The sequence below is a fragment of the Variovorax sp. JS1663 genome, assembly GCF_002157355.1.
GTDB lineage: Bacteria > Pseudomonadota > Gammaproteobacteria > Burkholderiales > Burkholderiaceae_C > Variovorax.
This window is the reverse complement of the sequence record NZ_LYMK01000001.1, coordinates 233,306-252,420: the sequence shown is the minus strand read 5'-3', so window position 1 is coordinate 252,420 and position 19,115 is coordinate 233,306. Positions and strand designations below refer to the sequence as shown.

The window sequence follows — 19,115 nt, the reverse complement described above, 5'->3', positions numbered from 1 at the left end:
AGATGCAGGGTCTGCGCGGCCTCGCCTGGCTCCTGGTGCTGCAGTCGATCGGCGAGTTGCTATCGCGCGGGCTGTCGCTGCCGCTGCCGGGCCCCGTGCTCGGCCTGGTGCTGCTGCTGGGTGCGCTCAACTTCGCCATCGTGCGGGAGCCGGTGGCCGAATGCGCGGGTTTCCTGCTCTCGCATCTGTCGCTGCTCTTCATCCCGGTCGGGGTGGGCGTGATGACGCACCTCGCACTGCTGGCCCAGTATGGCGGCCGCATGCTGTTCGTGATCGTGCTGTCGACCTGGATCGGCCTGGCGGTGACGGCGACGGTGCTCTACTGGCCCGACCGTGGCAGGAAGACGCAGGACTGACGCCATGCCCCGCTTCGTCGAGCTCTGGATCTATCTCTCGGCCACGCCGCTCTTCGGCCTCACGGCCACGCTGGTGGTGTACCTGCTGGCCAATGCGGCCTACACGCGGCTGGGCAGCGCGCCCTGGGCCAACCCAGTGCTGTGGTCGGTGATCGTGCTGGCGGGCGGCCTGCTGGCCACCGGGGTCGACTACCCGACCTACTTCGCGGGCGCGCAGTTCATCCACTTCCTGCTGGGGCCGGCGGTGGTCGCATTGGCCTGGCCCCTGTGGCAGCGGCGCGCGGAACTGAAGGCGCGCCTCGGCCGGGTGTTGCTGGCGGCCCTGCTGGGCGGCATTGCCGCCGCCGCCTCTGCCGTCGCGCTGGGATGGGCGGTGGGCCTGCCGCACGAGGTGGTGCTCTCGCTCGCGCCCAAGTCGGTCACCGCGCCGGTGGCGATGGGCATCTCCGAGAAGATCGGCGGTATCCCGGCGCTGTCGGCGGTGTTCGCCGTGCTCACCGGCATGATCGGCGCGCTCTCGGGCAAGTACTTGTTCGATGCACTGCGCATCGGCACCGATGCGACCGGCTTCGCCGCGCGCGGCTTTGCGCTGGGCACCACGGCCCACGGCATCGGCGCGGCACGCGCGCTGCACGTGGACGAGGGTGCCGGTGCCTATGCGGGCCTGGCGCTGGGCCTGCAGGTGGTGCTGGCGGCGCTCCTGATGCCGCTCGTGTTCCGCCTGTTCTAGGAACGGGAAAACGCCCGCGGAGGCGGGCGTTTTTTCAGCGCTTAGCTGCGGTTCGGATTGTTGGGCCGGTTGTCGAAACGGTTCGGCACGCCGTCGTTGTCGCGGTCCCGATCCATGCGGTTCGGCACACCGTCGCGGTCACGGTCCCAACGGCCGCGGTTGTATTCCCAACGCCCGTCGCGCTCGCGCCACTCCGGCGCACGGTAGGCGTAACCCGGCCGGGCGCGAACCCAGGTGCCGGCCACCCAGACGTGGCGGCCGCCACGCCATTCCCAGTGGCCCGGTGCCCACGCATAGCCGCGGCGCGGCGGGGGCATGCGCTCGGAACGCGGCGGGGGCGGCGGCGTCTGGATGATGACGGCCGGCTGGGCCTGCGCGGTGGTGGGCACAGTGACAGCCGCACCGACCGAGAGGAGGGAGGCAGCGCCTACAGCAAAAGAGACGAGAAGCTTTTTCATGGGGAAGGTCCTCATGAGTTGTTGGAGCCTTCATCGTCTCCGCCCTGTGTGAAGCCCTTGTAAGCCTCGCCCGAAGTGTTTTGTAAAGCTCTGTCGCTTCTTGTTGCAGCCCCAGGCCGCTATTCCTGCAGCTCGCGCAGGTCGATCGCATCGGCCATCGCCGCGTTACCGGCTGGGCCGGGATGCAGGTGGTCGCCACTGTCGTAGGCCGCGCTCATGGCGGCCGGATCGGCCGGATCGCGCAGTGCGCGGTCGAAGTCGACCATGCCGTCCACGCCCTGCAGGCCGCGGATCCATCGGTTCACCGCCTGCCGCCGCAGTTCCTTCTCCTCGCTCCAGTAGGCCGCACCCTTGAAGGGCGTGATGGTGCCGAGCAGCACCTTCACGCCCTGCCGGCGCGCCTGGTCGACCAGTTGCTGCAGGCCGGCCGTGAGCTGCTCGGCGCTGGCCGGCCTGAAGGCCGGCGACAGCGCCTGGACCGGCGCCGGCAGGCTGACGCCGATGTCGTTGATGCCGATCAGCAACAGCACGTGCGTGACGCCGCTCTGCCCCAGCGCGTCGCGCCGGAAGCGGTCCAGGGCGCGCGGACCGGTGCCGTCGAGCAGCAGCCGGTTGCCGCCGATGCCGGCGTTGATCACCGCGAATCCGCCGTTGCTGCCACGCAGATTGCGCAGCCGCGCGGCCAGACGGTCCGGATAACTCTCCTGCGAAACGTCGGCCGCGCCCTGGGTGATCGAATCGCCGAAGGCCACGATGACGCGTGGCGTCGCGCGGGCAGCGACGTCCAGGCCGGTCACGAGGTGGTTGTTCGGCGAGGGCAATGCACCAGGCCAGTTGGCGCGCATCACAGCGGCGCCGGGCACCATGGCCGTGGTGGCCATCAGGTGCAGGGTCGCAAAGGGCGTGTGTGCCCGAACCTGGTAGCTCACTGCCACCGTCTGTCCGGGCTCGACCGCCAGCGGCGCCGCGTCGCTCCAGGCCTCCTGGCCCGGCGGGATGGTCAGCCCGACACGGCCGCCGAAGCGCAGGCGCTGCAGGCTCGCCGGCGAGACCGCCTCGGCGCTGGTGCTCAGCGCCACGCTGGCCTCCACGACATGCAGCGGCTGCCGCCCGAACAAGTTGGAAAAGCGTACCCGCACGCGCTCGCCGCCCAGGGTGGACACCATGCGCTGGCGCAGGCTGCGGCCGTCGAAGCTCTGGGGCTCGCGCGGCAGTGCGGGCAGGCCAGGAAACAGGGGCGCGGGCATGTAGTCGAGCGGCGCCCCGGCCCAGCTCGCGGCCCAGCGCGGCTCGGCAGTTGGCCTGGTCTGCGCCAAGACGGTCGGCGGCAGCAGCGCCGGCGACAACACGCCCGCGCCATGCGCGAGCCCGGCCAAGGCAAAGCGTCGTCGTGAGACTGTGTTCATGCGCAAAGCAGGCCAGTGTATGCAAGCCGCACGCGGCGTCGCTGGACAGCGGCGGACAACATCGCGGCTGCTATAGTGAAAAGCACCATTCCTGGAAGAACATGACCCTGCCAGAAGCCGTTGCGCGCGATGTCGCGACTGTGCAGCGCATGAGTGCAGTGCCTGCATTGCCGCGTGTCATCTGCGACAACACCGGCATGGGCTTTGCAGCCGTGGCGCGTGTGGACGACGACAGCTGGACGGCATGTGCGGTGCTCGACACGAGGCGGCCATCGAGCTGCGGGACCAGTTCATCGCCGTGCTGGGGCACGACCTTCGCAACCCACTGGCCACGCTGAGCCTGATCGGCGAACTGATGGCAAGGCGGACGTCGGAGCCCGATCTTGCCAAGACGGCGCAGCTCATCCGATCGACCACCCGTCGAATGGGACACCTGATCGGCGACGTCATGGATTTCACCCGCGCACGCATCGACGGCAAGCTCGATCTTTCCTTCGGCGATATCGACGACATAGAGGTGGCGCTCGGCGACGTGGTCTCGGACATCGGCGCATCCATCGAGAGCGATCCGGCAGGACATCCACGTTCCCGCACGGAGGGACCCTCCAGGTTTCATCCACCCGGGAGGATGGAACCTGGTTCGTCATTCGCATCCCGGCATCCACAAGCAGCAGCGCTCTGGCCTTGAGCTGAGGGCGCGCCGCTACCAGGTGTCCACGTAGGGCAGCGGCGCACGCGACGCGGCTGCCGCGGCCGAGGACAGACCGCGCACCAGCCAGGCGCGCGTGTCGGCCGGATCGATCACCGCGTCGATCTCCAGCGTCTGCGCCATGTGGATCGCCTCGCCGTTCGCGTACTGCTGCGCCACCAGCTTGCGGAACAGCGCATCGCGTTCGGCACCCTCGGGCACCGCTTCAAGCTCCTTGCGAAAGCCCAGCCGCACCGCGCCCTCCAGCCCCATCGCGCCGAACTCGCCGGTGGGCCAGGCGACGGTGAAGACCGGCGCGTCGAAGCCGCCCGCCGTCATCGCCTGCGCGCCCAGGCCATAGCCCTTGCGCAGCACCACCGCGAAGTAGGGCACGCGCAGGTGCGAGGCCACCATGAACATGCGGCACACGTGGCGCACCTGCGCCTGGGCCTCGATCTCGGGGCCGACCATGAAGCCCGGCGTGTCGCACAAGGCCACCAGCGGCAGCCCGTGCGCGTTGCACAGCTGCATGAAGCGCGCCGCCTTGTCGGCCGCCTCGACATCGATCGCACCGCCGAGGTGGTGTGGGTTGTTGGCCAGCAGGCCGACGGGTTGGCCCTCGATGCGCGCCAGCGCGGTCACGATGCCGGCGCCGAAGCCGGCGCGCAGCTCGAGCAGCGAACCGGTGTCGGCCACGCCGCGCATGGCGGCGCGTACGTCATAGACGCGCAGGCGGTTCTCGGGCACCGCGTGGCGCAGCGCACGCGGATCGGCGCACTGCCATTCGCCCGTCGCGCCCTGGAAGTAGGAAAGGTATTGCTTCGCCGCAGCCACCGCCTCGGCCTCGTCCTTGACCAGGATGTCGATCACGCCGTTGCGCGACTGCACGCTGCTGGGCCCGATCTGCTCCGGCGCGAAGCTGCCGAGCCCGCCGCCCTCGATCATCGCGGGCCCGCTCATGCCGATGTTGCTGGCCTCGGTGGCGATGATCACGTCGGCACAGCCCAGCAGCGCCGCGTTGCCCGCGAAGCAGCGGCCGTGCACGATACCCACCACCGGCACCTTGCCGGAGAGCGCGGCGAACTGGCTGAAGGTGTGGTTGTTGAGGCCCGCCACGATGGGCATGTCGGTGTCGCCGGGCCGCCCACCGCCGCCCTCGGCGAACAGCACCACCGGCAGGCCGAGCCGGTGCGCGATGCCCAGCATGCGGTCGGTCTTCTGATGGTTGCGCAGCCCCTGCGTGCCGGCCAGCACGGTGTAGTCGTAGGCCATCACCACGCAGCGCGACTTCTCCGGGCCGAACTGCCCGGCGTTGACGCTGCCGATGCCGGTCACCATGCCGTCGGCCGGCGTATTGGCGACCAGGTCCTCCAGCGCGCGGCGGCGCGTCTGCGCGGCGATCGCCAGCGCGCCGTATTCGGTGAAGTTGCCGGGGTCCGCGGCGAGGTCGCACAGGTCGGCGATGTTGGCACGCGCCGTGCGGCCGCCCTGCGCCTGGCGCTTCGCGACCGCGGCGGCGCGGTTCGCATCGAGCGTGAAGGCATGGCGGTCGATCACCTTCTGCAGGTCGGGGCGGACGGCGTCGAGGTCCTGCTCGGCATGGGCCTCCGCCTGCACGGCCTGCGCGTCCACCGGCTCGAGGCGCAGGAGCGACTGGCCCTCGACCAGGTAGTCGCCCGCCGCGGCCAGCAGCGCCACCACGCGGCCGGCCACGGGCGCATGCAGCAGATGCTCCATCTTCATGGCCTCGAGTACGCCGAGTTGCGCGCCGGCCGGCAGCACCTCGCCCACCTCGACCTCGAACTGCACCAGGCGCGCGGGCATGGGTGCCCGCACCACCAGGCCGCCGTCGTCCTGCTCCGCAGGCATCGCTTTCGCTTCGACGGCGGGCGGATGCGCTGCGCGGGCCGTCGTGGCATCGATCCGCGAGGCCGCCGCGAGCAGATCGGACAGATGCGCCTCGACGAAGCGCGTGTGCAGCGTCTGCGCCGCGAACTCGGGCCGCTCACCGATTGCGCGCAGCAGGCCGAGGTTGGTCGCGATGCCTTCGATGCGGCATTCCTCCAGCGCGCGCAGCGAGCGCCGCAGCACGTCCTCGAAACGCGGCGACGCGGTATGCACGATCAGCTTGGCCAGCAGCGTGTCGTAGTGCGGCGACGGCGCGAGGCCGGTGTAACCCTGGGTGTCGACACGCACGCCGGGGCCGGCCGGCAGATCGAAGCGCGACAACGCACCGCCGGCCGGGCGCGCCTGCCCCTGCGCATCCAGCGTCTCGGCGTTGATGCGCCATTGCACCGCGAAGCCGCGCTGCGGCGCGCTGCGATCGGCCTCGATGCCCAGCTCGGCCAGGCCCTGCCCGGCCGCGACGCCGATCTGCAGCTGCACCAGGTCCAGCCCCGTGACGGCCTCGGTCACCGTGTGCTCCACCTGCAGCCGCGGGTTGGCCTCGATGAAGACGAAGGGCAGGCGGGTGGAGGCCTCGTCCACCAGGAATTCGAAGGTGCCCAGCCCCTGATAGCCCACGGCCTTCGCCATGCGCAGCGCGGCCTGCGTCAGGCGATCGCGCAGCGGCGCCGGCAGCGCGGGGCTGGGCGCGATCTCGACCAGCTTCTGGAATCGCCGCTGCAGCGTGCATTCGCGCTCGCCCAGGCTGGCGACGTCGCGGCCGTCGCCGAGCACCTGGATCTCGACGTGGCGCGCGCGGCGCATCAGGCGCTCGACGTACACGCCCTCCACGCCGAAGGCGGCCTTCGCCTCGGACATGCAGCGCGCATGCGCCTCGGGCAGCTCCTCGGCCTTCAGCACCGCGCGCATGCCGCGGCCGCCGCCTCCGCCGATGGCCTTCACCATGACGCCGGGTCCGGCGTCCTTCTTGCCGCCGCCTCCGTCCTCGGCTTGCTGCGCCGCGAAGAAGGCCTGCGCCTCCGCCAGCGTGACCGCGCCCTCGCTGCCCGGCATCACCGGCACGTCGCATTGCTGCGCGAGCGCCCGCGCCCGCGCCTTGTCGCCGAACAGCGCGAGCTGCTCGGGCGTGGGCCCGATGAAGCGCAGGCCCGCATCGGCGCACGCCTGCGCGAAGTCGGCCCGCTCGCTGAGGAAGCCATAGCCGGGATGCACTGCGTCGCAGCCCTGCGCGCGCGCCACGGCGATCAACGCATCGCCGTCGAGGTAGGCCGCGGGGCCGGTCGCGGCCAGCGGCACGGCGGTGTCGGCCATGCGCACGTGCAGCGCCTGCGCATCGTCCTTCGCGTGGACGGCCACGCTGCCGATGCCCAGGTCGCGCAGCGCGCGCACCAGGCGCACCGCGATCTCGCCGCGGTTGGCAATCAGGATCTTCTTGAACATGGGTGCCTTCAGCCTGCGTCTTTCAACAGCCGGCGCAGCACCTTGCCGGCGCCGGTGGTCGGCAGCGCATCGATGAAGCGCACGTGGCGCGGCGCCTTGTAGCTGGCCATGTTCTCGCGCGCCCACGCGACCAGCGCCTCGGCCTCCAGCGCGGCGCCGGGCTTCTTCACGATGAAGGCCTTGACCACCTCGCCCTTCTCCGCGTCCACCTCGCCGATCACCGCGGCCTGCGCCACCGCCGGGTGCTTGATGAGGATGGTTTCCACCTCCTCCGGGAACACGCTGTAGCCCGAGACCTTGATCATTTCCTTGAAACGGCCGATGAAAGTCAGGTAGCCGTCCGCGTCGAGCTTGCCCATGTCGCCGGTGTGCACCCAGCCGCCCTGCAGCGTGGCGGCCGTGGCCTCGGGCTTGTTCCAGTAGCCCTTGAAGCTGCCGGGGCTGGTGAGCACGATCTCGCCGATCTCGCCCACCGGCCGGTCCGCGCCCGTGTCGGGGTCGATGATGCGGATCGTTACGCCCGGCACCGCCACGCCCTGCGTGCCCCAGCGCGGCGCATGGTGCGGCGTGTAGGTGTCGCAGGTGTGGGTTTCCGAGAGGCCGTAAGCGGCCTCGAAGGAGGTGCAGTTCTTCGCGAGGCCGCGCCACTGCGCCGCCAGCGGCTCGGTGAAGGCGATGCCGAAGCTGGTGACGGGATTCATGCGCAGGCTCGCCAGGTCGAAGCCCGCCGCGCCTTCGACCTGCATGCAGGCCACGTTCATCGGCGCGATGCTGTACCACCAGCTCACGCGGTAGCGCTCGATCGCCTGCAGCACCGCACGCGGCTCGAAGCGGTGCAGCAGCACCGAGGTGGCACCGGTGAGGACCGGCACGTTGACGCCCATCAGCATGCCCGCGATGTGATACAGGGGCGCGATGGAGAGCAGCACGTCGCTCGCCGCCACGCCGTTGCAGTCGGCCGCGGCGCGCGTCTTGAAGAGCGCGTTGCCATAGCTCAGCATCGCGCCCTTGGGCAGGCCGGTGGTGCCGGAGGTGTAGGTCATCAGCGCCACGTCGTCCATCGAGAGCGATACCGGCGCCGGGCGCGCCCCGCTTCGCGTGACGGCGAGGAAGTCTTCGCAGCCCGGCGGCACGGCGCGCGGCTCGCGCTGCGCCGCCATCAGGTCGGCGGGCAGGTCGAGCGTGGGCGACTCGGGCAGCAGGTCGGCGTAGTGCACCACGAACACGTGGGCGAGCGTGCTGGCTTCGCGCACCTTCTCCACCACCGGCAGCAGCGAGGATGCGGCGACGATCACCTGCGCCTTCAGGTCGCCCACCTGGTAGGCCAGCTCGTGCTCCTTGTTGAGCGGCCCGCTGGGACAGACGATGGCGCCGACCTTCTGGATGCCGTAGTGCGCGGCCAGATACTGCGGGCAGTTGTTGAGGAAGAGCACCACCGGATCGCCCTTCTTCACGCCGAGGTCCTGCAGCCTCGCCGCAAAGGCATCGCTGGCGGCGTCGAGTTCGGCGTAGGTGATCGTGCGCCCGTACCAGATGCAGGCCGCATGCGCGCCGCGCTCGCGCGCATGGGTGCGCAGGTATTCGTGCAGGGGCTGCTGCGGGCGGTCGGGAAGCGTCATTGTCTCCATGGCGTCACTCTCACAGGGTTATCGATAGGGCCGGGTCCCGCATGGTGCTCCAACAATCCTACCCATGGGTATAACTTCGGCGACACCGCACAAACCCTCTGCGCGCACCGACCTGCCGCAGGGCACCGGGCGGCAGCGCGTCGCCACCGCCGGCACCGACGCGCAGCGCGAGCGCATCCTGCAGGCGGCCGCCACGCTCTTCGCCGCGCAGGGCTACGCCAACACGACCATGGCGCAGATCGTGCGCGCGCTCGACGTCACCAAGCCCTTCGTCTACTACTACTTCCGCGACAAGCAGGAGATCTTCGAGACGCTGTCCTGGCGCCCCGCGGTCGACTGCTTCACCGCGCTGGATTTCGCCGAGGGCGACCCGCGTCCGGCGGTGGAGAAGGTGAAGGACGGCATCGAGCGCCTGATCCGCGCCACCGTCGCGCACCATCCCTGCGCCTTCTTCCCCTACCGCGAGCCGCAGGTCTACCGGCCCGAGTACCTCGAGGCGCAGAGGAAGCTGGCGCATCACTTCTACGACCGCCTCTGCCCACTGCTCGAGGAGGCGCGGCGCGACGGCGACCTGGACTTCCGCGAGACCAAGCTCACCGCGCTTGCCGCGCTCAGCCTGCCGGGCTTCCTCTACAGCTGGTACCGGCCCGACGGCCGCCTCTCGCCCGACGAGGTCGTGGCCGAGCTCGCGCGGCTGTCGTGGCGCGTGCTGGGCCTGCGCGAACGCGGCGGCTGAGCCGCGCCCACGTCCTTCCCGTTCCTTCCTCATCCCCCGGAGACATGCCATGAAGTTCCCCTGCGCCCTCGCGCCGCTCGCGGCCGCGGCCCTGCTCGCATCCGGCGCCGCCTCGGCCCAGCAGACCTACAAGATCGCCTACATCGATCCGCTCTCGGGCCCCTTCGCGAACGTCGGCGAGCTGATGCTCACGCACACGCAGTACGCGGTCGAGGACATCAACGCCAAGGGCGGCGTGCTGGGTGGCACGAAGCTGCAGCTGCTGCAGTTCGACAGCAAGCTCTCGGCGCAGGAAAGCCAGAGCGCGCTGCAGGCGGCGATCGACCAGGGCGCGCAGGCCATCGTGACGGGCGGCTCGGGCTCCTCGGTGGTGGCGGCGCTGGTGCAATCGGTCAACCGCTGGAACCAGCGCAACCCGGGCAAGGAGCTGATCGTCCTCAACCACTCCTCCATCGACCCCGAACTCACTGGCAAGGCCTGCAGCTTCTGGCACTTCCAGACCGAAGCCAACACGGCGATGAAGATGAAGGCCCTGGCCAACTACATCAAGAAGACGCCCGACATCAAGAAGGCCTTCCTGCTCAACCAGGACTATGCGCACGGCAAGCAGTGGGCCAGCTATGGCCGCCAGCTGGTGGGCCTGGCGCGGCCCGACGTACAGTTCGTCGGCGAGACGCTGCACCCGATTGGCCGGGTGAAGGACTTCGCGCCCTACATCGCCAACGTGCGCCAGGCGGGCGCCGACACGGTGATCACCGGCAACTGGGGCCAGGACATGACGCTGCTGCTCAAGGCCGCGGGCGATGCCGGCTACAACCTGCGCTACTTCAACCACAGCGCCGGCTCGGTGCCGGGCACGGTGCTGGCGGTGTCGCAGGCCAAGCTGGGCCAGCTGACCTGGGTCGCCGAATGGCACCCGGGCCAGGCCGAGGCGCTGAAGGCCGATGCACTGGCCAAGGCCTACAAGGCCAAGACCGGCAAGGATTTCCTGGCCCCGCGCATCGAGATGACGCCGCGCCTGCTGGCCGCTGCCATCAACAAGGCCGGCAGCACCGACTCGACCAAGGTCGCGCGGGCGTTGGAAGACCTGAGCTTCGACTCGGTGGTCGGCCCGGTGCGCATGCGCGCCGAAGACCATCAGCTGCTGCTGCCGCAGGTGGTCAACACCATCGCGCCGGTGGACGGCAAGGCGGTCAAGGTCGGCTGGGAAGGCACGAACTACGGCTTCCGTACCGATGCGGTCTATACCGGCAACGAGCTGGCGCAGGGCACGGAATGCAAGATGGTGCGGCCGGCGCCATGACCTTGCGTCGCGGCCATGCGCGTCCGGTTGCACCGGAATGCCTGTTGCCGCCCAAGGCATGGCAATATCCCGGGCTATGCGCCGCCTGGAAAAACTGTCGATCCGAAACTACAAGTCGATCCAAGACCAGACGCTTGAGCTCGGCCAGTTGAACGTGTTCATCGGCGGCAACGGCGTCGGCAAATCCAATCTCATCTCGGTATTTCGATTTCTGCGTGAGGTCGTCACGCAGAATCTGGCTGGATACACGGCGACCAAGGGCGGGGCAGAAACCCTCTTGCATTTTGGCCGCAAGATTTCGAAGTCGATGTCCTTTTCTTTGGAGTTTGCCGAAGGGGACAAGGCGAACGGCTACAACCTCTGGCTGCTGCCGACCGACGACGACTCGTTCCTCATTCAGGTCGAACAGGCAACGTACCAGGACAAGAAGAGGTACCCGCCCCCGCACAAGCCATTCGACATTCCGGTTGCAGCCAACGTCAGGGAATCGGGGCTTCGAGAGCATCCGCACCAATGTGCCCAACAAGCCTTGAGTGCACTGGAAAGCTATCGCGTCTATCACTTCCACGACACGAGTGATTCAGCGCCGATGAAAGCGACGGGCGCCATCGACGACAACCGCTTTCTCCAGCCGCAGGCAGAGAACCTCGCAGCCTTTCTCTACTGGATGCAGGAAAAGAAGCCGGACCACTACCGCACGATCGTGGATACCGTTCGGCAGATCGCACCCTTCTTCGATGATTTCCGGCTCGCCCCGTCACGCCTGAACGAATCCCGTATCCGGCTCGAGTGGCGTGAGAAAGGCAGCGATGCCTATTTCAATGCGCATGCGCTCTCGGACGGCACGCTGCGATTCATCTGTCTTGCCACGCTGCTCCTTCAGCCCGAGCCGCCGGCGGTGGTCTTGCTCGACGAACCGGAGTTGGGTCTTCACCCTGCAGCGGTCTCCTTGCTCGCGGACTTGCTTTCCTCGTCATCGACCGAATCACAGGTGCTCGTTGCCACCCAATCCGTCACGTTGGTCAATCAGTTCGGCCCGGATGACATCTGGGCGGTGGATAGGCAGGATCACGCCACCATCTTCCGGCACTTGAGCAACGAGGACATGGGGCAGTGGCTTGACGACTATTCACTCGGAGAGCTCTGGGAAAAGAACCTGCTGGGTGCCCGTCCCTGATGCGTCGCGTGCTGATACTGGTCGAAGGCCAGACCGAGGAACGGTTCGTCAAGGACGTGCTCGCGCCCTTCTTCGAGCCTTCGGAGCTTTTTGTCACGCCCGTCGTCTTGGTGACCAAGCGAATCAAGGATGGTCCGAACTTCAAGGGAGGCGTCACCCACTTTGCGAAGTTCGAAAGCGATCTCCGCAGGCTGCTGCGAGATTCGGACGCGTTGGTCACGACCATGCTGGACTACTATGGGTTGCCGGCCGACTTTCCCGGCATGTCAACAAGACCTGTGGCGGGTTCGCCGTGGGACAGGGTGCGGCATATCGAGATGGCCGTCGACCAGCATTTTGGCAATCCGGACAACCTTCGAACCTTTCTCGCGTTGCACGAATTCGAGGCTTGGCTGTTTGCCGACACTGGGGTGCTGCCAGATGTCATGGCGGCAAAGGATCTGGAACCTGCGCTTGCGGCCATACGCGCCGGCGTCGACACCCCGGAACACATCAATGAGGCGCCGCAAACTGCGCCATCCAAACGGATAGAGGGGCTGTTTCCGGCGTATCGCAAGCGGCTCCACGGGCCCAACACCGCGCAGAGGATCGGCATCGAGCGGATTCGCCAGGAGTGTCCGCATTTCAGCCGATGGGTGGCGGAGCTCGAGGCGTTTGCGCGCTGATGGGTCGCAAACCGACTACTGCGCGACTTCGTTAGCCTGTCTAGGGGAAACCCGTCCTGCGACCTCACCAGGGGGTCGAGATACTGCGTGCGCAGCGCATCGCTGTTCCCAACTCGCCCAGGAAAAGGCAAGAACATGGCAGGCAAGAACCCGCTCTACCCCATCCCGCACCCGGCACGGAAACCCTTCGTCGGCAACATCCTGTCGATCGGCTCCGACTCGCCGGTGCTCGACATGTGGAAGATCGCGCAGGAGCTCGGCGAGATCTACTGGCTCGACATGCCAGGCATGCCCGTGATCGTGGTCTCCTCGGCCGCGCTGGTGGACGAGCTGTGCGACGAGAAGCGCTTCGACAAGAGCACCAAGGGCACGCTGCGACGGCTGCGCGCGCTGTCGCACGGCCTGTTCACTTCCGACACGCACGAGTCGACCTGGTCCAAGCCGCACAACATCCTGCTGGCCAACTTCAGCCAGCGGGCGATGCAGGCCTACCACCCGATGATGCTGGACATCGCCGAGCAGCTGGTGACCAAGTGGGAGCGGCTGAACTTCGACGAAGAGATCGACGTGGTGCGCGACATGACTGCGCTCACGCTCGACACCATCGGCCTGTGCGGCTTCGGCTACCGCTTCAACTCCTTCTACCGCGAGGGCTTCCACCCTTTCGTCGACGCGATGGTGCGCACGCTGGAGACGGTGCAGAACCGGCGCGGCATCCCGCTGGAGGAGCTGATGCTGAAGAAGCAGCTGGCCCAGCAGCGCAAGGACATCCGCTACATGCACAAGATGGTGGAGGACATCATCCAGGAGCGGCGCGCGAGCGGGGCCGACATCGCGACCAAGCCGGACCTGCTGAGCTACATGATCGCCGGCGTCGACAAGAAGACCGGCGAGCGGCTCGACGATCGCCAGATCCGCGACGAGTGCATCGAGTTCCTGATCGCGGGCCACGAGACGACCAGCGGCCTGCTGTCCTTCGCCATCTACTTCCTGCTCAACAACCCCGACGTCCTGGCCAAGGCGCAGGCCGAGGTCGACAGCGTCTTCGGGCCTGACCTGTCGGTGAAGCCCACCTACGCGCAGGTGAACCGCCTCACCTACGTGCTGCAGGTGCTGAAGGAATCGCTGCGCATGTTCCCGACCGCACCGGCCGTTGCCATGGCCGCGAAAGAGGACACGAAGATCGGCGGCCAGTTCACCATCAAGAAGCGCAACATGGTGATCCTGCACGCGCTGGCGCTGCACCGGGACAAGGCGGTGTGGGGCGAGGACGCGGACAAGTTCAACCCGGACCACTTCAGCCGCGAGGCCGAGCGCGAGCGGCCGGTGAATGCCTTCAAGCCTTTCGGCAACGGGCAGCGCGCCTGCATCGGGCGGCAGTTCGCGCTGCAGGAGGCGGTGCTCACGCTGGGCATGATCCTGCAGCGCTTCGACCTGCTGGACCACACGGGCTACAAGCTGAAGATCCGCGAGGCGCTCACGATCAAGCCCGAGGACTTCAGGATCCGCGCGTTACCGCGCGATCCCGCCACCCGCGCGCGCGGCGACCACCTCGTGGCGCAGCCGGTGCCGGCCGCGGCCGAGCGGCCGGCGACCCAACCGCAGGCCGCGCGCCACGGCACCTCGCTGCTGGTGCTGCAGGGCTCCAACCTTGGTACGGCCGAGGACCTGGCGCGCCAGCTGGCAGAGGCGGCCGAGATGCGCGGCTACTCGACCCAGCTCGCCTCGCTCGACGACTACGCCGAGCGCCTGCCGGCCGAGGGCGCGGTGGCCATCGTCTGCGCCTCCTACAACGGCATGGCGCCTGACAACGCGGCCGAGTTCCACCGCTGGCTGGACCAGGCCGACGATTCGCTCAAGGGCGTGCGCTTCAGCGTCTTCGGCTGCGGCAACACCGACTGGGCCTCCACCTACCAGGCGGTGCCGCGGCGCATCGACGAGCGCCTGGGCGTGCTGGGCGCCACCCGCGTGCACGACCGCGGCGAGGGCGATGCGCGCGAGGACCTGGACGGCGCCTTCCAGGACTGGAGCGACGCCCTGTGGCCGCGGCTCGCCAAGGCCTTCGACCTGAAGGCGACCGACTCGGCGCCGCTGCAGAGCGAGCCGCTCTACACGGTGGAGGAGATGCCGCCGCCGCAGAAGAACGCGCTGGTCGACGCGCTGGGCGCGGTGAGCCTGCGCGTGCTCGCGAACCGCGAGCTGCAGAAGCAAAGCGGAGATGCCGCGCAGGACCGCTCCACGCGCCACGTGGAACTGCAACTGCCCGAAGGCGTGAGCTACCGCGCCGGCGATCACCTCAGCGTGGTGCCGCGCAACGGCCCGGCACAGGTGGAGCGTGCGATGGCGCGCTTCGGCTTCGACCGCAAGACGCACGTGCGGCTGCAGGCCATGCCGGGGCGCAAGGCCGCGCTGCCGGTGGACGAGGTGATCGCGGTCGACCGCCTGCTGGGCGACTACGTCGAGCTGCAGGACGTGGCCACGCGCAAGCAGATCGCGCAGCTCGCGGCCCACACGCAATGTCCGTTCACGCGCCCGAAGCTGGAAGCGCTGTCGGGCGCCGACGAGGCCTCGGCCGCGCTCTACCGCGGCGAGGTGCTGCAGAAACGCAAGTCGGTGCTGGACCTGCTGGAGGAATTCCCTGCGTGCCAGCCTCCCTTTGCCGTGTTCCTGGAAATGCTGTCACCGCTGTCACTGCGCTACTACTCGATCTCCTCCTCGCCGGTGGTGGATGGCAGGCGCTGCAGCGTCACGGTGGGCGTGGTGGGCGGGCCGGCGCGCTCCGGCCTCGGGCAGTTCGAAGGCGTGTGCTCCAACTACCTCGCGCGTGCCGAGGCCGGCGAACTGGTGCACGGCGTGGTGCGCGAGACCACGGCCGAGGGCTTCCGCCTGCCCGAGGACCCACAGCGTCCGCTGATCATGGTCGGCCCGGGCACCGGCCTGGCGCCCTTCCGAGGCTTCCTGCAGGAAAGGGAATCGCAGCTCGCCAAGGGGACGGCACCGGGCGAGGCCCTGCTGTTCTTCGGCTGCCGGCATCCGGAGCAGGACTTCATCTACGCCGACGAGCTCCAAGCGTGGGCCGAGCGCGGCGTGGCGAAGCTCTTCACCGCCTTCTCGCGCGCCGGCGAGCGCAAGGTCTACGTGCAGGACCGCATCCGCGAGCAAGCCAAGGACGTCTGGCGCCTGCTGGACCAGGGCGCCATCGTCTACGTCTGCGGCGACGGCTCGCGCATGGAGCCCGACGTGCGGCGCGCACTCTCCGACATCGCCCGCGAGCACGGCCAGGACGGCGAGGCCTGGCTGGAGAAGATGATCGCCGACAAGCGCTATGTGCTGGACGTGTGGGCGGGGAGCTGAAGGGTGTGCCGGACCTAGGATGAGCGTTCGGGGCTGGGCGAAGATGGGCGTTCGGGGCGGGCCGAGGGCGGTGGGGCGTGCTGCGTAGTGAAGTAAAGGAGGAGGCGGCCCGCAGGCCGCCGGGGGACACGAACGGAGCAGCACGCCCCGCCGGCCTGATCCCGCCCCTGTGCGAGCAGCTCTATCCATCGGCAACGAAGTGATCAGCTGCGCTTGCGCGCCGTGACCTCGATCTCGATCCGCATGCGCGGATCGGCGAGGCCGGCCGAGATCATCGTTGCAGCGGGCCTCGATTCACCGAAGCACTTGCGCAGCGCCGGCCAGCACGACGGGAAGTCTTCCGGCTTGGGCAGGATGTAGTGGACGCGCACCACGTCCGCGAAGGAAGCGCCGGCCTCGGCCAGCGCGGCTTCGACGTTGCGCAGGCACTGCTCGGCCTGTTCGACGATGCCGTCGGCAATGGTCATGGTCGCGTAGTCGAAGCCTGTAGTGCCGGAGACGAACACCCAGTCGCCGTCGACCACCGCGCGCGAATAGCCGATCTCCTGCTCGAAGGTGGAGCCGGAGCTGATGAGTCTGCGTGTCATGGCGCCGACGCCTACTCCGGCCGCGCGGGATCCGGATAGATCAACGGCCCCCACATCCCTCGGTCGAAGGGCTTCCACTGCCCTTCCGGCTGCGCCAGCCGATCCGCCAGCGCATAGAGCACGGCCGGGTGCGCGCCCAGCCCCAGGTGGCTGGCCACGACCTCGATGTTCTCCGCCTGCGGTCCCGCGGCCTCGATGCTGCACTGCCAGGCGACCACGCCGTCGCTGCGGCTGAAGATGGAGGTGGTGGGCACCGGGGGCGTGGGTTGCACGTGCCGCATGCGCCGCGGATCGATCGAGCTCTGGCCGCTCACGCCCTCGTAGATGCGCCAGGCATTGGTCGCGCGCGCGCTGCCGGTGAAGGGGCTGCCCAGGGTGACGACGCTGCGCACCCACTGCGGATGGCGCGCGGCCAGGAGGCGCGCGTAGACGCCGCCCAGGCTCCAGCCCACCACGCTGACCTTGCCGCCGCTCTGGTCGTGCAGCGCCTCGAGCTTGGCGACCATGCCGTCCTCGATGCCGGCGCGCGGGCCGAGGTTGCGGCCCAGGCCCCAGCCATGAGCGTCGTAGCCGCGGCCCTGCAGGTAGCGCCGCAGCAGCTTGGTCGAGATGTCGCTGGCCACCAGGCCGGGCAGGACCAGCACCGCATGGCCGTCGCCGCGCGGCGCGAACTGCAGCAGGGGCCACAGGGCCAGGGTCGCCCCGGCTTCCCAGAGGGCGCGCGCCTCGGCCAGCAGCAGCAGGCGCGAGGGCGGCGCAACACGGTCGTGGGTGGCTGCCATCATGAACATCTCCTTTGCTTGTGATTGACTGTAAGGGCCGCTGGCTGCGGGTCAATCGGCTATCCGAGGTACTTTCCTCGCAAATAGTCAAGGTAGGCCCGCGATTCGCGCGAAACATAGGGGGAAACCAGTGTCAGCGTGTAGAAGGCCGCAAGACCGGGGTCGGCCTGCTGCAGGGCGTCGCGCCCCGGCACCAGCCGCTCGAAGGAAAGCCAGCAGGTGGTGGTGAAGACCATCTGCAGGGCGAGCATCTGCGCGTCCTCCGCTGTCGCCTCGATGACACCCGCGGCCACCAGCGCCTCGCACAGGGCCTGCGCAGCCAGCAGGTTCTGCGCCGTGAGCGCCTGGGCGCGCTGGCCCAGCGCGGGGTACTCGCCCGCCAGGAAGGCCATGTCGCGGTAGACGAAGCGGTAGGCGTCGATGGCCTCGAAGCGCAGGTGCAGGGCGAGCCACAGGTCGTCGATGGCGCGCACCGAACTGGAAGAGGCGTTGAGCAGTTCCAGCCGCTCCTCGAAGCGCCGGAACAGCCGCTCGACGATGAGCTGCTTGGCCTTGAAGTGGTAGTGCAGGTTGCCGGGGCTGATGCCCAGCTCGGCCGCGATGCGGTGGGTGGATACGGCCGCCAGCCCCTGCGCGTTGAACAGCGCCAGGCTGGCCAGCAGGATGCGTTCGCGGGTATTGGGGCTCGCCACGTTCAGCGCTTGCGGCCGGCGGATTCGATGCGCTCCAGGTGCTCGAGCAGGATGCGCATCTGTTCGCGCAATTCCTGGATCTCCTGCGCGGTCGGCATGCCCAGGCGCTGCAGCGCGGTGGCTACCCGCTGGTCGAACACGTCCTCGAACTTGCGGATGCCGAAGCTCTCGAGCCCGAAGCCGCGCGTCGGCGCATCGGCCTTGGGCTGGCCGATGCCGAGCAGGCTTTCGATCACGTTGGTCTGGCGCTTGACGACGTCGTCGCGCACCTGGCCCAAGGCCTTCAGGCCGGCGCGCAGCAAACCCTGCGAGCCGGCCTGTTCGGTGAGTTCCTCGGCCTTCCCGGCCGGGGCTGTCTTCTTCGCGGGCGCCGCCCGCTTGCGCGGCGGCGCCGCTTTCTTGGCCGTCGCCGTCTTGCTGCCGGCCGCGGCTGCCTTCTTCTTCACCTTGGGGGTTTCATCTTCATCGCGGCGAGTCGCCATTCAGTGCTCCTGGAACCTGGGGAAGACAAGGCGGCCCTGCGGCCGCGACAGTCACGGTTTCTCAGGCCTTGCGCGTGCGCACCGGGCGGCGCGCGGCCGTGGTGCGGGCCTTGGCCTTCACGACCTGGACCGGCGCTTCATCGGCGCTGCCGGCCAGGCGGCCTTCGATCTTCTTCGCACCGTCGGCGATGCGGTCGGCGATCTGCACCGAGAGGGTCGCGAAGGGCTGGTTCAGCGTGCCCAGCGCCTGCAGCACCGAGGTGCCCAGGGGCGACTCGACGCGCGCGGCCACGTTGGCGACCGATTCGATGCCGCTGGTGGTGGTGCCGGCGACGCGGTCCATCACGGCGACCACGCGGCCGGTGTCGATGTCGAGGCGATTGGCCAGGAAGCCGTTGACCTTTTCCTGCGCGCCGATCAGGCGGGCCTTGAGCTGTTCGCTCACCAGCGGCAGCTGGCGGGCGCCCAGGAATTCGCTGGTGCGCGAGGCGGCGCCGTCGAGCAGGCGGCGGGCGCCGGTGCGGTAGGCGCCGACCAGGGTCTTGCCGGCTTCGTTGTACTGGCCGACGACGTGGATGGCGGCGGAAGAGATGGTTTGCGTGGACATGATGATTTCCTCGAAGTGGATGGACACAGGAGGATGGGAAGGCTCCCGATCCTCTCGCGCCGAACTTCCGACGCGATGGCCACATCTTCTTCGCAAAGCCCTAGGGCTGAAAAACTAGA

General features: G+C 68.8%; 17 protein-coding genes. 8 read left to right on the top strand and 9 right to left on the bottom strand.

All coding sequences use genetic code 11. The features are described 5' to 3' along the window. Positions 1-2 precede the first annotated feature (2 nt). The gene (locus tag A8M77_RS01300) at positions 3-356 is read left to right on the top strand and encodes a CidA/LrgA family protein (RefSeq protein ID WP_086919752.1); all 354 of its coding nucleotides are present in this window, start codon (positions 3-5) and stop codon (positions 354-356) included. Positions 357-360: 4 nt separating this feature from the next. Beyond that, positions 361-1,086, top strand: a complete 726-nt coding sequence (locus tag A8M77_RS01295; protein WP_086919751.1) for an LrgB family protein — start codon at positions 361-363, stop codon at positions 1,084-1,086. 41 nt (positions 1,087-1,127) lie between these two features. On the opposite strand, the gene A8M77_RS01290 is transcribed toward A8M77_RS01295, so the two are convergent. Together A8M77_RS01290 and A8M77_RS01285 are read right to left on the bottom strand one after the other, a co-directional pair. Beyond that, positions 1,128-1,544 (bottom strand): YXWGXW repeat-containing protein, encoded by a 417-nt coding sequence (locus A8M77_RS01290; RefSeq protein WP_086919750.1) that lies wholly within the window; start codon positions 1,542-1,544, stop codon positions 1,128-1,130. Between the two features lie 119 nt (positions 1,545-1,663). Continuing rightward, positions 1,664-2,950, bottom strand: coding sequence for an SGNH/GDSL hydrolase family protein (locus A8M77_RS01285; RefSeq protein WP_086919749.1), 1,287 nt, complete (start codon positions 2,948-2,950; stop codon positions 1,664-1,666). A 244-nt stretch (positions 2,951-3,194) separates the two neighbouring features. Between A8M77_RS01285 and A8M77_RS01280 the strand changes: the two genes are divergently transcribed. Next, positions 3,195-3,638: a histidine kinase dimerization/phospho-acceptor domain-containing protein gene (locus A8M77_RS01280; protein ID WP_086919748.1), complete on the top strand. Its 444-nt coding sequence runs from the start codon at positions 3,195-3,197 to the stop codon at positions 3,636-3,638. 15 nt (positions 3,639-3,653) lie between these two features. Here A8M77_RS01280 and A8M77_RS01275 read toward each other — a convergent pair whose 3' ends face one another. Then, positions 3,654-6,983 carry a carboxyl transferase domain-containing protein gene (locus A8M77_RS01275; protein WP_086919747.1) on the bottom strand — a complete coding sequence of 1,110 codons (3,330 nt, stop codon included), beginning with the start codon at positions 6,981-6,983 and terminating at the stop codon, positions 3,654-3,656. Between the two features lie 8 nt (positions 6,984-6,991). Further along, positions 6,992-8,611 carry an AMP-binding protein gene (locus A8M77_RS01270; RefSeq protein ID WP_086919746.1) on the bottom strand — a complete coding sequence of 540 codons (1,620 nt, stop codon included), beginning with the start codon at positions 8,609-8,611 and terminating at the stop codon, positions 6,992-6,994. 64 nt (positions 8,612-8,675) lie between these two features. On the opposite strand from A8M77_RS01270, the gene A8M77_RS01265 reads away from it, so the two are divergent. From A8M77_RS01265 to A8M77_RS01245, 5 genes are all read left to right on the top strand, one after another. Further along, positions 8,676-9,347 carry a TetR/AcrR family transcriptional regulator gene (locus A8M77_RS01265; protein WP_086919745.1) on the top strand — a complete coding sequence of 224 codons (672 nt, stop codon included), beginning with the start codon at positions 8,676-8,678 and terminating at the stop codon, positions 9,345-9,347. Positions 9,348-9,396: 49 nt separating this feature from the next. Then, positions 9,397-10,650 carry a branched-chain amino acid ABC transporter substrate-binding protein gene (locus A8M77_RS01260; protein WP_086919744.1) on the top strand — a complete coding sequence of 418 codons (1,254 nt, stop codon included), beginning with the start codon at positions 9,397-9,399 and terminating at the stop codon, positions 10,648-10,650. Positions 10,651-10,687: 37 nt separating this feature from the next. After that, on the top strand, positions 10,688-11,827 hold the full coding sequence (locus A8M77_RS01255; protein ID WP_202820592.1) for an AAA family ATPase: 1,140 nt from the start codon (positions 10,688-10,690) through the stop codon (positions 11,825-11,827). Positions 11,828-11,835: 8 nt separating this feature from the next. Then, complete coding sequence (locus A8M77_RS01250; RefSeq protein WP_158100861.1) at positions 11,836-12,492, top strand: DUF4276 family protein; 657 nt, start codon at positions 11,836-11,838, stop codon at positions 12,490-12,492. A gap of 135 nt (positions 12,493-12,627) precedes the next feature. Beyond that, entirely contained in the window at positions 12,628-15,846 is a 3,219-nt protein-coding gene (locus A8M77_RS01245) for a bifunctional cytochrome P450/NADPH--P450 reductase (protein WP_086919741.1), read from the top strand. 203 nt (positions 15,847-16,049) lie between these two features. Here the strand turns inward: A8M77_RS01245 and A8M77_RS01240 are convergent, their stop codons facing one another. The 5 genes from A8M77_RS01240 to A8M77_RS01220 all read right to left on the bottom strand — a co-directional run bounded on the left by A8M77_RS01240 (position 16,050) and on the right by A8M77_RS01220 (position 18,996). Next, entirely contained in the window at positions 16,050-16,433 is a 384-nt protein-coding gene (locus A8M77_RS01240; protein ID WP_086919740.1) for a RidA family protein, read from the bottom strand. Between the two features lie 11 nt (positions 16,434-16,444). After that, positions 16,445-17,218: an alpha/beta fold hydrolase gene (locus A8M77_RS01235; protein ID WP_086919919.1), complete on the bottom strand. Its 774-nt coding sequence runs from the start codon at positions 17,216-17,218 to the stop codon at positions 16,445-16,447. Positions 17,219-17,274: 56 nt separating this feature from the next. Further along, positions 17,275-17,907 (bottom strand): TetR/AcrR family transcriptional regulator, encoded by a 633-nt coding sequence (locus A8M77_RS01230; protein ID WP_086919739.1) that lies wholly within the window; start codon positions 17,905-17,907, stop codon positions 17,275-17,277. A 2-nt stretch (positions 17,908-17,909) separates the two neighbouring features. Next, positions 17,910-18,389 (bottom strand): phasin family protein, encoded by a 480-nt coding sequence (locus A8M77_RS01225; RefSeq protein WP_086919738.1) that lies wholly within the window; start codon positions 18,387-18,389, stop codon positions 17,910-17,912. Positions 18,390-18,450: 61 nt separating this feature from the next. After that, entirely contained in the window at positions 18,451-18,996 is a 546-nt protein-coding gene (locus tag A8M77_RS01220) for a hypothetical protein (protein ID WP_192871528.1), read from the bottom strand. Between the last annotated feature and the right edge of the window lie 119 nt (positions 18,997-19,115).

Bases quoted from the DNA above. Each gene is read 5' to 3' on its own strand.
- A8M77_RS01300 (WP_086919752.1), top strand. From the start codon at position 3: ATGCAGGGTCTGCGCGGCCTCGCCTGGCTCCTGGTGCTGCAGTCGATC.
- A8M77_RS01295 (WP_086919751.1), top strand. From the start codon at position 361: ATGCCCCGCTTCGTCGAGCTCTGGATCTATCTCTCGGCCACGCCGCTC.
- A8M77_RS01290 (WP_086919750.1), bottom strand. From the start codon at position 1,544: ATGAAAAAGCTTCTCGTCTCTTTTGCTGTAGGCGCTGCCTCCCTCCTC.
- A8M77_RS01285 (WP_086919749.1), bottom strand. From the start codon at position 2,950: ATGAACACAGTCTCACGACGACGCTTTGCCTTGGCCGGGCTCGCGCAT.
- A8M77_RS01280 (WP_086919748.1), top strand. From the start codon at position 3,195: ATGTGCGGTGCTCGACACGAGGCGGCCATCGAGCTGCGGGACCAGTTC.
- A8M77_RS01275 (WP_086919747.1), bottom strand. From the start codon at position 6,983: ATGTTCAAGAAGATCCTGATTGCCAACCGCGGCGAGATCGCGGTGCGC.
- A8M77_RS01270 (WP_086919746.1), bottom strand. From the start codon at position 8,611: ATGGAGACAATGACGCTTCCCGACCGCCCGCAGCAGCCCCTGCACGAA.
- A8M77_RS01265 (WP_086919745.1), top strand. From the start codon at position 8,676: ATGGGTATAACTTCGGCGACACCGCACAAACCCTCTGCGCGCACCGAC.
- A8M77_RS01260 (WP_086919744.1), top strand. From the start codon at position 9,397: ATGAAGTTCCCCTGCGCCCTCGCGCCGCTCGCGGCCGCGGCCCTGCTC.
- A8M77_RS01255 (WP_202820592.1), top strand. From the start codon at position 10,688: ATGCCTGTTGCCGCCCAAGGCATGGCAATATCCCGGGCTATGCGCCGC.
- A8M77_RS01245 (WP_086919741.1), top strand. From the start codon at position 12,628: ATGGCAGGCAAGAACCCGCTCTACCCCATCCCGCACCCGGCACGGAAA.
- A8M77_RS01240 (WP_086919740.1), bottom strand. From the start codon at position 16,433: ATGACACGCAGACTCATCAGCTCCGGCTCCACCTTCGAGCAGGAGATC.
- A8M77_RS01235 (WP_086919919.1), bottom strand. From the start codon at position 17,218: ATGATGGCAGCCACCCACGACCGTGTTGCGCCGCCCTCGCGCCTGCTG.
- A8M77_RS01225 (WP_086919738.1), bottom strand. From the start codon at position 18,389: ATGGCGACTCGCCGCGATGAAGATGAAACCCCCAAGGTGAAGAAGAAG.
- A8M77_RS01220 (WP_192871528.1), bottom strand. From the start codon at position 18,996: ATGTCCACGCAAACCATCTCTTCCGCCGCCATCCACGTCGTCGGCCAG.